This is a genomic window from Pseudoglutamicibacter cumminsii (assembly GCF_003143995.1).
Lineage (GTDB): Bacteria > Actinomycetota > Actinomycetes > Actinomycetales > Micrococcaceae > Pseudoglutamicibacter > Pseudoglutamicibacter cumminsii_B.
Genome location: NZ_QFWG01000010.1, coordinates 14517 through 28395, shown reverse-complemented (window position 1 = coordinate 28395; position 13879 = coordinate 14517). Strand labels below are relative to the sequence as shown.

The window sequence follows — 13879 nt, the reverse complement described above, 5'->3', positions numbered from 1 at the left end:
CATGATCACTCTCAACTTGAAGCAACTCGCCGATGTCACCGGAGGCCGCATCTATGGCCCGGTGGACACCGAAGCGCACATCCAAGCAGTCACCACCGACTCCCGCGAAATCACGCCCGGAGCGCTCTTCGTAGCCAAGCCAGGTGAAACCACCGACGGGCACGAATACGCCGCAGCCGCGATCAACGACGGCGCCGTAGCAGTCCTCGGCGAACGCGAAGTCACCAGCGCCGACGGCCAGCCCCTGCCGATGATCATCGTCGACGACGTCGTCGCCGCGATGGGCGTGCTCGCTCGCCACGTCGTCGAAACCGTACGCGCCAACGGCGACCTCACCGTCATCGGGATCACCGGTTCCGCCGGCAAAACCACGACCAAAGACCTGCTCGGTGCGATCCTGAGCCACGAAGGCCCAACCGTGGTGCCGCAGGGCTCCTATAACGGCGAAGTCGGCCTGCCGCTTACCGTGTTCGAAATGACGGAAAACACTCGCTACCTCGTTGCCGAAATGGGCGCGACGCAGCGCGGCAACATCGCTTACCTAGCCGACATCGTCAAACCAGACATCGGCGTTGTGTTGATGGTCGGAACCGCGCACGTCGGCGAATTCGGTGGCGTCGAAAACATCGCGCTGACTAAGCGTGAACTCGTCGAAGCCGTGGGAACCGACGGGGCAGTGGTGCTCAACCACGACGACGCGACCGTATGGAACATGCGCGAAGCCGCCCAGGCACCCGTGTGGAGCTTCAGCGAAAGCAACCCCGCAGCCGCGAACGCAACCGGCACAAGCGAGGGCGAAGACCTCGCGGGAGCCGTCTACGGAACCAACGTGCACCTCGACGGCAACGGCAACCCCGTCGTCGCTATCACGTTCCCAGACGGATCCGTCCGCCAGGTGACCTCCGGCCTCGTCGGACGCCACCACGTACCGAACATCCTCGCCGCAGCTGCCGCGGCCAGCGCGGCCGGGATCGAATCTGGGCTCATCGCAGACACCCTCTCAGGACTCGGAGCAATCTCAAGGCACCGTATGGAACGAACAGAACGCGCCGACGGCGTCACCGTCATCAACGACGCCTACAACGCCAATCCGGAATCCATGCTCGCCGCACTCCAGCTGCTCGCCGAAATCGAACGCGGCAACGCACACAGCGAACCACGCCGTACGTGGGCCGTACTGGGGGAGATGCTCGAACTCGGCGACGACTCCATCACCGAACACGACCGCCTCGGCCGCATGGCCGTGCGACTCAACATCTCCAAGACCGTAGTCGTGGGGCAGGGCGCCAAGCCGATCCACTCCGCCGCCGTGCAAGAGGGGTCGTGGGGCGACGAAGCGTCCTGGTTCGAAACCGCAGACGAAGCCGAAGCGTTCCTCAACGAGAACGTTCAGGCCGGCGACGTTGTGCTGTTCAAATCCTCGAACGGTGCCGGCCTACGCTGGCTCGGTGAAAAGTTCGCTCAGGCCGACGTTGCGCGGGAAGGCTGATACATGCTTGGACTCGTTCTCGGTGGCGTCATAGCCCTCATCCTTTCCTTCGCCGGCACGCCGCTGTTCATCCGCCTTGTGACCCGGCGCGGCTACGGACAGTTCGTGCGCGAAGACGGCCCGCAAAGCCACATGTCTAAACGCGGAACCCCCACGATGGGCGGCGCAGTCTTCGTGACTGCCGCTATCCTCGCGTACTTCCTCACCCACCTCATCCTGTGGCTACTGAACTCACCAACCGCAGGGCCCACCGCATCGGGCTTGTTGCTGTTGCTACTCATGGCCGGCATGGCCTGTGTCGGGTTCTTCGACGACTACGCCAAGATCCGCCAAGAACGCTCGCTCGGCCTGACCCCGTGGCAGAAGATCCTCGGGCAAGGCATCGTCGGTGTGGCCTTTGCGGTGCTCGCGCTCATGTTCCCAGACGAACAAGGACGCACCCCAGGCTCCATGATGATCTCCGCTGCCCGCGACATCCCGTGGCTCGACCTGAGCTTCGCAGGCCCCGTGTTCGGTGCCGTGCTGTTCGTCATCTGGGCCAACCTGATCGCGACCGCAACAACCAACGGCGTCAATCTGACCGATGGCCTCGACGGCCTGGCAACCGGCATTTCGATCTTCGTGTTCTCCGCCTACGCCCTCATCGGGCTGTGGCAGGAATCCCAAACCTGTGGCAATGCACGCGCAATTGAAGGCGCCTGCTACGACGTCCGCGACCCTATGGACCTTGCGATCTGGGCCGTCATCCTCATCGGTGCTCTCGTTGGCTTCCTGTGGTGGAACACCAAACCGGCGCGTATCTTCATGGGGGACACCGGCTCGCTTGCACTCGGTGGCGCTGTCGCCGCATTCGCGATCCTCGGCCGCACCCAGCTGCTGCTCATCGTCATCGCCGGCATGTTCGTGCTGATCTCGCTGTCCGTCATCATTCAGGTCGGATACTTCAAGATCTCGGGCGGTAAGCGCGTGTTCCTCATGGCGCCGCTGCAACACCACTTCGAGCTCAAAGGCTGGCAGGAAGTCACCGTTGTGGTGCGTTTCTGGATCCTCGGAGGCCTCTTCGTGATCGCGGGTCTCTGCTTGTTCTACCTTGACTGGCTGGTGAGAGTATGACCGAGCAACTACCCATGCTGGGTGGGCTTGAACATCTTGACTCGTGGGGAGCCGACTGGGCTGGCCTGCGCGTCGTCGTAGCCGGAATCGGCGCGAGCGGTTTCGCCGCAGCCGACACCCTGATTGAGCTCGGCGCCAAGGTCGCGGTGGTCGACGGCGTGGATAACGAATACAACCGCGAACGCAAGCAGACCCTCGAGATCGTTGGCGCTGTTTCGGTTGCGCTCGGCGAAGAGCACGTCAAAGCGCTGCCGACGGTCGATGGTGAAAAGCCTGACCTGGTGATTGTTTCGCCAGGCTGGCGGCCTACGCATCCGTTGCTGGTTGAGGCTCGCGAGGCCGGGATTCCGGTGTGGAGCGAGATCGAGCTTGCGTGGCGCGTGCGCGATGGCCGCGAACTCGCGCAACCGGCCGAATGGCTGTGCGTTACCGGAACCAACGGTAAAACCACAACCGTCACGATGGCGGCCGAGATGCTCCGCCAGGACGGTTTCCGCGCGATCGCAGTCGGCAACGTGGGAACCCCAGTGCTGGATGCGATCCGTGACCCGCAGGGCTTCGACGTGCTCGTGGTTGAGCTTTCGAGCTTCCAGCTACACCACACGTATTCGGTCTCGCCTCTGGCCTCGACCGTTCTCAACATCGCCGAGGACCACGTCGATTGGCACGGCGGCTTCGAACAGTACAAGGCGGACAAAGCCAAGATCTATGAGCGCACCAAGATCGCCGCGATCTTCAACGCTGAAGATCCGGTAACGCTCACGATGGTCGAAGATGCCGATGTGGTTGAAGGCTGCCGCGGGATCGGTTTCACGACCAAGAGCCCAGCGGTTTCGATGCTGGGCGTGGTCGAAGACTTGTTGGTGGACCGCGCATACATCGCGGAACGCCGCACGCAAGCCCAAGAGCTTGCTCAGCTGTCGGACCTGGGCGAACGCCCTGCTCACCACACGGTCGCGAACGCGTTGGCTGCCGCCGCGCTGACCCGCGCCGCTGGGATCAATGCGGAAGGCGTTGCCGCAGGCCTGCGAGCTTATGACCGCGGCGAGCACCGCATCCAGACCATCGCTCAAGCCAACGGCATCACGTGGGTTGATGACTCTAAAGCGACCAACCCTCACGCGGCGCACGCCGCCCTCGCGGCATACCCCACGGTTGTGTGGATCGCCGGCGGGCTGGCCAAGGGCGTTGAGTACCACGAACTAGTTCAACAGCACAGCCACCACCTGCGCGCCGTAGTGCTCATCGGAACCGACACGAGAGCACTTGAGGAAGCTCTCAGCCAACACGCGCCCGACGTTCCCGTTCTACGCACCCAGGTGGGAGAAACTGGAGAACCAACCGAGGTCACCCCAGAGCTCGGCGAAGCCGTCATGAACCAAGCCGTCCAGCACGCGTTGAGCGTCGCGCAGGAAGGCGACACGGTTCTGCTGGCGCCCGCATCGGCGTCCATGGATCAGTTTGCTTCCTACGCCGCACGCGGGCATGCGTTCGCGAAGGCCGTGACGGACGCACTGGGCAACTCAACCGAGTAACGGCGTACAAACAAGGCAACATACCGGATCACTGCAGGAGGTACCCATGGCCAGCACCAAGCCACGCGTGGGTTTCCTGCGCAGGCAGCTCAGCCGCATCGAACTCACCGATGCCGCGGGGCTACGCACCACGGTCTATGTCCTCGTAGCGGCAACCCTGTTGCTGACCGCGTTCGGTTTCGTGATGGTGCTGTCCTCCTCAGCGGTCGAATTCGTTTCCGCTGACCGCGACCCGTATTCGCTGTTCATCAAGCAAGCGACATTCGGCGTCATGGGCATCGTCGCGATGTTCCTAATCATGGCGATGCCCACCGAATGGCTTAAACGGTTCGCGTGGCTCGCGATGCTCGGGATGATCGGCCTGCTAGGGCTGGTCTTGCTGATCGGTGTGAACGTCAACGGTAATAAGAACTGGCTCCAGTTCGGCCCGGTTACGTTGCAGCCTTCGGAGATGCTCAAGCCGGTCATGGTTTTGTTCGCTGCGACCATGTTTGAGCGTAAGCGCCGCTTGATGGATAAGCCGATACATGCGCTGGTTCCGGTTGCCTTGGTCGTGGGGTTTGCGATCGGGCTGGTCATGCTCGGTAAGGACCTCGGCCAGGTTCTGGTTCTTTCGTCGATTCTTGCGGTGATGTACCTGGTTTCGGGTGCTCCGTGGCGTGTTCTGGGTTTGCTGGGCGCGGCCGGTCTTGCGATGGTCATTGCGGCTATTGCGGTGAGCCCTAACCGCATCATGCGTATTTTGTCTTTCGCAGGTAAGGGTGCTGAGGACGATGCGCAAGGCCTTGGTTTCCAGGCGTTGCAGGGCCGCTTTGCGCTGGCTTCCGGCGGTTGGACTGGCGTGGGGCTCGGCCAGTCGCGTTTGAAGTGGAGCTACATTCCGGAAGCGCAGAATGACTTCATCATGGCGATCATCGGTGAAGAGATCGGTTTGTGGGGCACGCTCACGATTATCGCGGCGTTCATCGTGATGATCGTGTGCATTTACCGCATCGGTTTCCGCGGCGAATCGTTGTATTCGCGGGTTGTGTGTGGCGGCGTTTTGGCGTGGATCGCAATCCAGGCTTTCGTGAACATCGGCATGGTTTCCGGTTTGCTTCCGGTGATCGGTGTTCCGTTGCCGTTTATTTCGTATGGTGGTTCGGCGTTGTTGTCTACGCTGGTGGGTGTCGGTTTGGTGCTGAATATTGCACGGACTGAGATCATGGCGACGCAGCGGGCGGCATCCGTTGAGGCGCCGGCTGTTGAAAGCAACGGCGTGTAGCTGTGATGAGGAAGGGATCAGGCGTGGGCTCTGGACTGTCTGTTGTGTTTGCCGGCGGTGGCTCGGCGGGGCATGTTTCGCCGTTGTTGGCGATGGCGCGGGCGGTGGGCAAGAAGATGCCGGAGGCGCGCATCACGGTAGTGGGCACGCCGGAGGGCTTGGAGACTCGCTTGGTCCCGCAGGCGGGTTTTGATCTGGAGTTGATTCCGAAGGCTCCGATGCCGCGCCGGTTGAATAAGGCTGCGTTGCAGTTCCCGCGCAAGTATCTGGAGGCGCAGCGTCGTGCGGCGCAGATTCTGCGGGATGTTGATGCCGATGTGGTGGTCGGCGTGGGTGGGTATGTGTGCCCGCCGATGTATAAGGCTGCTTTCCGCGCGAAGGTTCCGGTGGTGATCCACGAGGCGAATATTCGCGCTGGTATGGCTAACAAGATGGGCGCTAAGAAGGCGGCCTTTGTTGGCACGGCGTTCGCGGAAACCAAGATCCCTGGCGCTCAGCATGTGGGGATGCCGATGCGGGATGAGATCGCGCAGTTGGACCGTGCAGCGGGTGCGGCTGATGCACGCCGCGGGTTCGGTTTGGACCCGGACGCCCCAACGTTGTTGGTCACGGGTGGCTCGCTGGGTGCCGTGAATCTCAACAAGGCGCTGGCTGGCGCGCTCGAGGAGCTGACCCGGAACGGTGTGCAGGTTCTGCACATCACGGGTGAAGGCAAGGGGATTGAGGCTCAGGGCGCGGAGGGTGGTGCCGCGTATGTTCAGGTCCCTTACGTTGACGCTATGGAGCGGGCGTATGAGGCCGCTGATGTGATTGTGTGCCGCTCGGGTGCGGGCACGGTGTGCGAGATCGCGGCCGCAGGCTTGCCGAGCATCCTGGTTCCGTTGCCGGTGGGCAATGGCGAGCAGGCGCTCAATGGCAAGGTTTTGGTCGATGCTCACGCCGCTCTCATGGTTAATGACGCCGAGCTCACGAGCGACTGGCTCACTGAGAATGTCATGGCACTTTTCAATGATCCGGTGCGCCTTGAGCGGATGGGCATCGCGGCGGCTACCGTTGGTATTACAGACGCGGCGCAGACCATGGCGGCCACCATCGTCGACATCGCTGCTGACCACGCATCTAAATAATCATTCGAGGCCAAGAAGCCACTGTTGAAGGTGGTTCTGGCTGTAAGTGGAGGAACCACACCATGACTGCATCGGGTTCTGATGCCCGCTCTGAAGGCCGAAGTATCGAGGATCTGAGTCTGCGTGACTTGGGTCCGGTGCATTTCTTGGGCATCGGGGGTGTTGGGGTTTCCGCGGTTGCGCGGCTGTACCTTGCGGCCGGCATGGAGGTTTCCGGCACGGATGCGAAGGACCTCCCGGTTTTGCGTGAGCTTGAGGCGGCTGGCGCGCGCACGTTTGTTGGTTTCAAGCCTCGGCATGTCGAGGGTGCGGAGACGATCGTGATGTCGTCCGCGATCCGCGACGATAACCCGGAGCTGGTCGAGGCCCGCGAGCGTGGTCTGCGGGTTTTGCATCGGTCTGAGGGGCTCGCGTTGCTCATGAAGGGCCGCGAGGCGGTCACGGTTGCAGGTACGCACGGCAAGACGACCACGAGCTCGATGATCACGACGATGCTGACCAAGCTGGGCGCGGATCCGTCGTTCGCGGTCGGCGCGACGGTGGGTGGTCTGGGCACGAACGCGGCCGCTGGCGGTGGCGATGTTTTTGTTGCTGAGGCCGATGAGTCGGATGGTTCGTTCTTGAACTATGAGCCGAGCATCGCGGTGGTGACCAACATCGAGCCGGATCACCTGGATCACTACGGGACTCCTGAAGCCGTTGCCGAGGCGTTCGAGAAGCATGTGCAGCGCGTCCCGGAGGACGGCGCTGTGGTGGTGTGCCTGGATGACGCGGGTGCAGCTGAGCTTGCGCAGAAGGTTTCCGCGTACGGCCATGGCCCGAAGGTGGTCGGCTATGGTTTCACCCCTGACGCGGATGTGCGGGTGTCTCGCATGCAGCCACAGGGCACCGGCATGACGGCTAAGGTCACGACCCGCAACGGTGTAGCTCAGCTGAGCCTGCCGTTCCCTGGTGCGCACAATGTGTTGAACGCGAGCGCCGCTATTGCGGTGGGCGTTTTGCTCGGGTTCGCCCCTCAAGAGTGTGCCGATGCGCTGGCTGACTTCAAAGGCGCCTCGCGTCGTTTTGATTTCAAGGGTGAGGCGCGCGGCGTGCGGGTCTATGACGACTACGCACACCATCCGACCGAGGTTACGGCCGCGCTGGGTGCGGCTCGCGACGTCGCGGAGGAAGGACGTGTGCACGCCGTGTTCCAGCCGCATTTGTTTTCCCGTACGCGGGATTTCGCGCACGGTTTCGCTGATGCGGTTTCGCTCGCTGACACGGTGACGTTGCTGCCGATCTACCCGGCGCGCGAGGATCCGATCCCGGGTGTCACCACCCAGCTCATCGCGGACCACGTGGGCGTTGAATACGCCCTGGTTGACGCGGAAGATGTTCCCGCGCGGATGGCTGAGCTTGCCCGCCCGGGGGATGTGATCCTGACGCTAGGCGCAGGCGATGTGACTGCGTTGGGTCCGCAGATCGTCGAAGAGATCGCTGAGCACGGCTTTGACGATGCCGAAAGCGGTGAAAGCTACAACGGATGAGTTCTGACGACGAGTTTGAGTTCAGCGCTGTAGCTCACCCACGGAAGCCAGCGGCTGGCAACGCCGATGCTGACGCTGGCGCGCATGACTCTGCCGCAAATGACGTTGCTGCAAATGGTGCTGCCGATGCCAGCGCCGCTGATTCCGGCGATGTTGCTGCTGAGCCTACGCCGATCCGCCCGCACAAGAAGGACCGTGCGCGGCGTCGCAAGATTCTGCGCTTCAGCATTGGCGCGGGTGTCTTCGTGTTGGTTGTGGGTGGTTTGGTTGGGCTTTCGCTCAGCCCGCTCGCTGCAGTCAAGAACGTGAGCGTTTCAGGTGCTCAGCTCGCGGATACCGACAAGCTCGTCGAGGCACTCGAGCCTCTCAAAGGCAAAGCCGTAGGTAGCCTCAACAACAAGGAAATCTATCGGCTGCTCAAGAAGTTCCCGGCGGTTCAGGACGTCCGGATCCAGCTGGATGGGCCGCGCGATGTGCGCGTTGAGATCGTGGAGCACCGACAGGTCGCTGTCATGGAACGTGACGGTAAGCGATGGATCGTGGGCGACAACGGTGTTCCGCTCAAAGTCGTAGCCGGCAAGGAAGGCGACAAGCTTCCGCTGGTCCGGGTTCCGGAGAAGGACCCAGAGCACCAGATTTTCGATGGCCTGGTTGAATCGCTCTCTGAGCTTCCGTCTGGAGTGCTCGGATCGCTTAAGGAAGCGGAAGCGAAATCCGTGGACACCATCACGTTCACGCTGAGGGATGGCCGGAAGATCGTATGGGGAAGCGCTACCGAGGGCCCTATGAAAGCCGCGCTAGTTGAGACGTTCCTGAAGCAAAAAGACATCAAGGACAAAGTCTTTGACGTCTCGACGCCTCAGCGTCCAGTAACGCGTAATAAGTAGGTGACCTGGCTCGGAGTCTCAACCAACGGTTGAAAGATGGGCCTCAGAAAACCGTCGAATCTGCCGCAAGATGGTCGAAAACATTCACAGCGCAACGACACGCCGAACGCAAGGTTTGAAGCAACCTAGCGCGGGCGGTTTACTCAATACATAGGCTCGGAGATCGCTTCAGCACCATGCCTATACATGGATCGCATGATGCTCCGGCGTCAGCTTAACTTTTACGAGCAAACAACTACGAGCAGGGGACCCGAAACGTGGCAGTTGGACAAGAAAACATCGCCGTCATCAAGGTGGTTGGTGTTGGCGGCGGTGGCGTCAACGCAGTCAATCGAATGATCGAAGAAGGCCTCCGTGGCGTCGAGTTCATTGCGATCAACACAGACCTTCAGGCCCTCATGTTGTCAGAAGCGGATGTCACGCTTGAGATCGGCCGTGAACTGACCCGTGGCCTCGGCGCCGGCGCAACCCAGACGTTGGCCGCCAGGCAGCAGAAGACCACGAAGACGAGATCAGCGACCTCCTCAGCGGCGCGGACATGGTCTTCGTGACCGCAGGTGAAGGTGGCGGTACCGGTACCGGCGCAGCACCAGTCGTCGCCCGCATCGCCCGCTCGCTCGGCGCACTCACCATCGGTGTTGTGACCCGTCCGTTCACGTTCGAAGGCCGCCGCCGCGCCAACTCGGCAGAGTCCGGCATCGACGCGTTGCGCGACGAAGTTGACACGCTCATCGTGATTCCAAACGACCGCTTGCTTGCGATCTCCGACGAGCGCATCACGATGATGGACGCGTTCAAGGCCGCCGACCAGGTTCTGCTTTCCGGTGTTCAGGGCATCACCGACCTCATCACGACCCCGGGTGTTATCAACCTCGACTTCGCGGACGTCAAGACCGTCATGGAAGGCGCAGGTTCCGCCCTCATGGGTATCGGTGCCGCAAGCGGCGAAAACCGTGCGCTTGACGCGGCCGAGCAGGCCATCGCGTCGCCACTTCTGGAAGCATCCATCGAAGGTGCACAGGGTGTCCTCCTGTCCTTCCAGGGTGGTTCGGACCTCGGCCTGTTCGAGATCAACGACGCCGCACGCCTCGTGCAGGAAGTCGTCCACCCAGAGGCCAACATCATCGTCGGTTCCGCAATCGACGAATCGATGGGCGATCAGATCCGCATCACCGTCATCGCAGCCGGTTTCGACCAGGTCGACAAGACCTCCCGCCCAGCGCAGAGCGCCCAGGCTGGCCAGCAGTCAGTCCCTTCCCGCGTAGACGAGCAGGGCGCTGCAAGCAAGGAAGCTGCGCCGGCCGCAGCCCAGCACCAGGCGCAGGATCAGGGTCAGCAGATTCCAGACAGCATCGAGGAAGACGCGGACAGCGATGTCCCAGAGGTCGTTGAGCCGGTCATGCCACCGGGACGCGATTCCCTCGACGTTCCGGACTTCTTGAAGTAATCCGATGCGCTGCGAAACGTTCACGCTTCACTCGAACGTTGGCGTAGCATTCACAGGTTGCACGGAGGGGAACCTCGCCGTACATACGGTGGAGGGCCCCTCCGTTGCGCATGTGATGCAGGCCCGCGAACGGGTAGCGGCAGAGCTTGGAATCGACCCGGCGGCGCTCGCGCTCATGTCGCAAGTGCACAGCCCCACGGTTGCGGTCATCGATTCCGATGGCGCATGGGCTGATGCGTGTGAACGCGTGCATGATGTGCCAACAGCCGATGCGCTGGTTGACGCAAGCGGAAGCTACGCCCCGGCCGTGTTGACAGCAGACTGCGTCCCAATTGCGATCGCGGCGAGCCTCCCGGCTGGTCGGACTGTGATTGCCGTGATTCATGCAGGCCGGAAAGGCCTGCTCACCGGGGTCATCCACAACACCCTCGCCGAACTTAAACGACAGCACGCTACCAACCTTGAGGCGTGGATCGGGCCAGCTATCTGCGGGCGCTGCTACGAAGTACCCGAACACATGGTCACCGAAGCGGCGGCAACCATGCCAGGGACAGCATCGGACGCCATCGCCTCCACAACCAGCTGGGGCACCCCATCGCTAGACCTACCGCGAGCAACCCGCGCGGTCCTCGAAGAGCACGGCGCCCTCGTCCACGAAACCGGGGAGTGCACCCTAGAAAACTCCGCGTGGTACTCGTACCGCGGAGCAGACCAGCGAGACCGCAACGCGACCATCATCTATCAGCGCAACAACTGAAAGAGGAACACAGTGAGCAACCAGGACAACCAAGCCCAGGACCTGCAAACACCAAGCCTCAACGCAACAGAGGAACGCCGCGAAGAACTCGCCGCCCGCCTCAGCGCTGTTAAAGAACGCATCACCAAAGCAACCCAAGCTGCGGGCCGCGCGAAAGAGCCCACGCTGATCGTCGTGACCAAGTTCTTCCCACCATCGGACGCCGCTGCCCTCTATGACCTCGGCGTGCGCGACATGGGCGAAAACCGCGAACAAGAAGCGACCCCTAAAGCCGCCGCGCTCAGCGAATACGCTCCGGACTTGCGCTGGCACTTCATCGGCCAGCTACAGAGCAATAAGGTTAACCGCGTGGTCCGCTACGCGCACGAAATTCACTCCGTAGACCGCGCATCGCTGGTCAAAGCACTTGCACGTGCAGGGCGGCGCCGCGCCGACGAAGGCCTCGACCCACTCGGCTGCTACGTCCAGGTGGATGTCCGCGAAAGCCAACCCGACGACGGCCGCGGCGGCGTCAGCATCAACGGTGCTCAAGCGGTAGCCGACAGCATCGCGGAAAGCCCGGGGCTCGCTCTGCACGGAGTCATGACCGTGGCCCCACTAGATGAAGATCCGGCCGCAGCTTTCGAGCGTTTAGGTGAACTTTCACAGCGAATTCGCCAAACACACCCCCAAGCAACTGGAATCTCGGCCGGGATGAGCCATGATCTAGAACAAGCGATCGCCGCAGGAGCGACACACCTACGCATCGGATCGGATGTCCTGGGTTCTCGCCCCGCGGTGGGTTAACTTTGAAAGGTGCCTGCACGTTAAGGCACCCACGCATCGACTAAAGGAGTATCCGATGGCAGGAGCCCTCCGCAAGACCATGATCTACCTTGGCCTGGCTGAGGCGGAGGACGACGACGTCAAACGCCAGGAACCGGCGAAGGACGTCACACCCGCCGCTTCGGAACAGGTGCGCCACGAGGTAAAGCCTGAACCAGCAGCAGAACAGCCTCAGAAGGCTAAGCCGCAGCTGGTCGAAGTTGCACAGCCAGAAACCGAACCGAAAGTTGCGGAAGACTTCCGCGCTCCGGTGACGCCTATCAAGCGCGCGGCGTCCGCGCCGGAGGAGGACACTGAGTTGCGTCAGATTACGACTGTTCACCCGCGCTCTTACAACGACGCGAAGACGATCGGTGAGAGCTTCCGCGACGGCATCCCAGTGATCATGAACGTCACTGACATGGGAGAGTCTGAAGCTAAGCGCCTCGTCGACTTCTCGGCCGGCCTCGTGTTCGCGCTGCGTGGCAACATCGAGCGCGTAACCAACAAGGTCTTCCTGCTCACCCCACATGGCGTCGAAATCCTGGGTGAAGAGCTCACTGGCGACGACCAGTCCGCATTCTTCAACCAGAGTTAACTCTTCCGCGCTGCGCTGCGGGTCACAACATTTCCGAGACGTAGAAACTCACCACACGGATAGGGCCAGGGATACATGGGTGCAAACGGCATGATTTTCGGTGCGATCTACCTTGCGCTGAGCCTGTTCATGTACTTGCTGATGGCCCGTATCGTTGTGAGCTTCATCGACTCATTCGTTCGTGACTGGAGGCCTCGCGGTGCCGCGCTTGTCTTCGCAAGCACGGTCAACCGCACCACGGAGCCACTGCTCGGGTGGGTCCGAAAAGTGATCCCGCCCGTGAATTTCGGAGGCGTCCAGCTGGACCTTTCGTTCATTCTAGTGTTCTTCGTGGTGTCCATCCTCAAGGGCTTCGTGTTCCGCCTGGGCGTAGGAATGATGTGAGCTAAGCCGCGTCTTACGGCCAGCGCGTCGCGAAAAACCGAAGCATGTTATAGAGTCGTAATCAGGCATTCGTCTAGCGGGGCTTCAGCGCGGGCGTTTCAAAGTCACTAAATGTCGTGACCAGCGTAAGTTTCGCTGGTGACCGTACCCGAGTAATCGAGGAGATCAGATGGCACTGACGCCGGATGATGTAGTCAACAAGCGCTTCCAGCCTACGAAGTTCCGCGAAGGCTACGACCAGGACGAAGTCGATGACTTCCTTGATGAGGTTGTCGAAGAACTTCGTCGCTTGAACGACGAGAACGCTGAACTGCGTCGCCAGCTGGCTGAATGCCAGGAAGGCAACGTTGTTCCAGCCCCAGTTTCCGCAACCTCGGAAACCGCTGAGGCAGAGGTTGAAGCTCCAGAGGCTGAAACCCCAGAGGTTGAAGAGACCGTCGAGGCTGCTCCGGTTGAGGAGACCCCAGAGGTTGAACAGCCAGCGGTTCCAGTTGCAGCAGCCGCTGAGACCTCGGCACCAGTTGCTCCAGCCGCATCGACCGGTTCCGCAGACCAGGCTGCAGGCGTCCTGCAGATGGCACAGCGCCTCCACGACGAGTACGTGACCCAGGGTGCTAACGAGCGCGACCGCATCATCTCCGAGGCTCAGGCCAAGGCACAGTCCCTTGTTTCCGACGCTGAAGCAGCAGCGAAGAAGACCACCGAGGACGCTGAAGAAACCAAGCGCCGCACCCTCGATGACTTGGCTGAGAAGAAGACCAAGCTCGAAGGCGAAATTGAGGACCTCAAGTCCTTCGAGACCAGCTACCGCGATCGCCTGCGCACCTACATCGCAGACCAGCTGTCTGACCTCGACGGCCAGACCCCGATTTCGGAGCAGATCTAATCTAGCTCTACGGCAGCTTCACTGCCAACGCATTTCGACGTCAACGAGCACGTCGGCGA

Annotated in this window: 12 protein-coding genes and 1 pseudogene; all 13 read left to right on the top strand. The window is 61.6% G+C overall.

Annotation, left to right across the window (positions count from 1 at the left end):
- Nucleotide 1: 1 nt before the first annotated feature.
- The 13 genes and pseudogenes from CAY35_RS07700 (at nt 2) to CAY35_RS07640 (ending at nt 13820) form a co-directional block, all read left to right on the top strand.
- On the top strand, nt 2-1489 hold the full coding sequence (locus tag CAY35_RS07700) for a UDP-N-acetylmuramoyl-tripeptide--D-alanyl-D-alanine ligase (protein ID WP_109304051.1): 1488 nt from the start codon (nt 2-4) through the stop codon (nt 1487-1489).
- A gap of 3 nt (nt 1490-1492) precedes the next feature.
- Nucleotides 1493-2602 (top strand): phospho-N-acetylmuramoyl-pentapeptide-transferase, encoded by a 1110-nt coding sequence (mraY, locus tag CAY35_RS07695; RefSeq protein WP_109304050.1) that lies wholly within the window; start codon nt 1493-1495, stop codon nt 2600-2602.
- The gene (gene murD, locus CAY35_RS07690; RefSeq protein WP_109304049.1) at nt 2599-4137 is read left to right on the top strand and encodes a UDP-N-acetylmuramoyl-L-alanine--D-glutamate ligase; all 1539 of its coding nucleotides are present in this window, start codon (nt 2599-2601) and stop codon (nt 4135-4137) included. The genes mraY and murD overlap by 4 nt, the downstream gene beginning before the upstream one ends.
- 46 nt (nt 4138-4183) lie before the next feature.
- Entirely contained in the window at nt 4184-5401 is a 1218-nt protein-coding gene (ftsW, locus tag CAY35_RS07685) for a putative lipid II flippase FtsW (protein WP_109304048.1), read from the top strand.
- A gap of 23 nt (nt 5402-5424) precedes the next feature.
- Entirely contained in the window at nt 5425-6528 is a 1104-nt protein-coding gene (gene murG / locus CAY35_RS07680; protein WP_258265698.1) for an undecaprenyldiphospho-muramoylpentapeptide beta-N-acetylglucosaminyltransferase, read from the top strand.
- A gap of 62 nt (nt 6529-6590) precedes the next feature.
- Nucleotides 6591-8057 (top strand): UDP-N-acetylmuramate--L-alanine ligase, encoded by a 1467-nt coding sequence (gene murC / locus CAY35_RS07675; RefSeq protein ID WP_109304047.1) that lies wholly within the window; start codon nt 6591-6593, stop codon nt 8055-8057.
- Complete coding sequence (locus CAY35_RS07670) at nt 8054-8944, top strand: cell division protein FtsQ/DivIB (protein ID WP_109304046.1); 891 nt, start codon at nt 8054-8056, stop codon at nt 8942-8944. Before murC ends, CAY35_RS07670 begins: the two co-directional genes overlap by 4 nt.
- 335 nt (nt 8945-9279) lie before the next feature.
- Nucleotides 9280-10391, top strand: a pseudogene (ftsZ, locus tag CAY35_RS07665) (cell division protein FtsZ).
- Between the two features lie 4 nt (nt 10392-10395).
- Nucleotides 10396-11148 (top strand): polyphenol oxidase family protein, encoded by a 753-nt coding sequence (locus CAY35_RS07660; protein ID WP_109304045.1) that lies wholly within the window; start codon nt 10396-10398, stop codon nt 11146-11148.
- A 12-nt stretch (nt 11149-11160) separates the two neighbouring features.
- A complete protein-coding gene (locus CAY35_RS07655; protein WP_258265697.1) occupies nt 11161-11934 on the top strand; it encodes a YggS family pyridoxal phosphate-dependent enzyme in 774 nt (257 codons plus the stop codon).
- Between the two features lie 55 nt (nt 11935-11989).
- Entirely contained in the window at nt 11990-12550 is a 561-nt protein-coding gene (locus tag CAY35_RS07650) for a cell division protein SepF (RefSeq protein ID WP_109304044.1), read from the top strand.
- 75 nt (nt 12551-12625) lie between these two features.
- A complete protein-coding gene (locus tag CAY35_RS07645; RefSeq protein ID WP_258265696.1) occupies nt 12626-12934 on the top strand; it encodes a YggT family protein in 309 nt (102 codons plus the stop codon).
- 169 nt (nt 12935-13103) lie between these two features.
- A complete protein-coding gene (locus CAY35_RS07640; protein ID WP_109304043.1) occupies nt 13104-13820 on the top strand; it encodes a DivIVA domain-containing protein in 717 nt (238 codons plus the stop codon).
- Nucleotides 13821-13879: the final 59 nt, after the last annotated feature.

Coding starts and splice junctions, on each gene's coding strand:
- CAY35_RS07645 (WP_258265696.1), top strand. CDS start 12,626: ATGGGTGCAAACGGCATGATTTTCGGTGCGATCTACCTTGCGCTGAGC.
- CAY35_RS07640 (WP_109304043.1), top strand. CDS start 13,104: ATGGCACTGACGCCGGATGATGTAGTCAACAAGCGCTTCCAGCCTACG.
- murD (WP_109304049.1), top strand. CDS start 2,599: ATGACCGAGCAACTACCCATGCTGGGTGGGCTTGAACATCTTGACTCG.
- CAY35_RS07700 (WP_109304051.1), top strand. CDS start 2: ATGATCACTCTCAACTTGAAGCAACTCGCCGATGTCACCGGAGGCCGC.
- CAY35_RS07650 (WP_109304044.1), top strand. CDS start 11,990: ATGGCAGGAGCCCTCCGCAAGACCATGATCTACCTTGGCCTGGCTGAG.
- CAY35_RS07670 (WP_109304046.1), top strand. CDS start 8,054: ATGAGTTCTGACGACGAGTTTGAGTTCAGCGCTGTAGCTCACCCACGG.
- mraY (WP_109304050.1), top strand. CDS start 1,493: ATGCTTGGACTCGTTCTCGGTGGCGTCATAGCCCTCATCCTTTCCTTC.
- ftsW (WP_109304048.1), top strand. CDS start 4,184: ATGGCCAGCACCAAGCCACGCGTGGGTTTCCTGCGCAGGCAGCTCAGC.
- murC (WP_109304047.1), top strand. CDS start 6,591: ATGACTGCATCGGGTTCTGATGCCCGCTCTGAAGGCCGAAGTATCGAG.
- CAY35_RS07660 (WP_109304045.1), top strand. CDS start 10,396: ATGCGCTGCGAAACGTTCACGCTTCACTCGAACGTTGGCGTAGCATTC.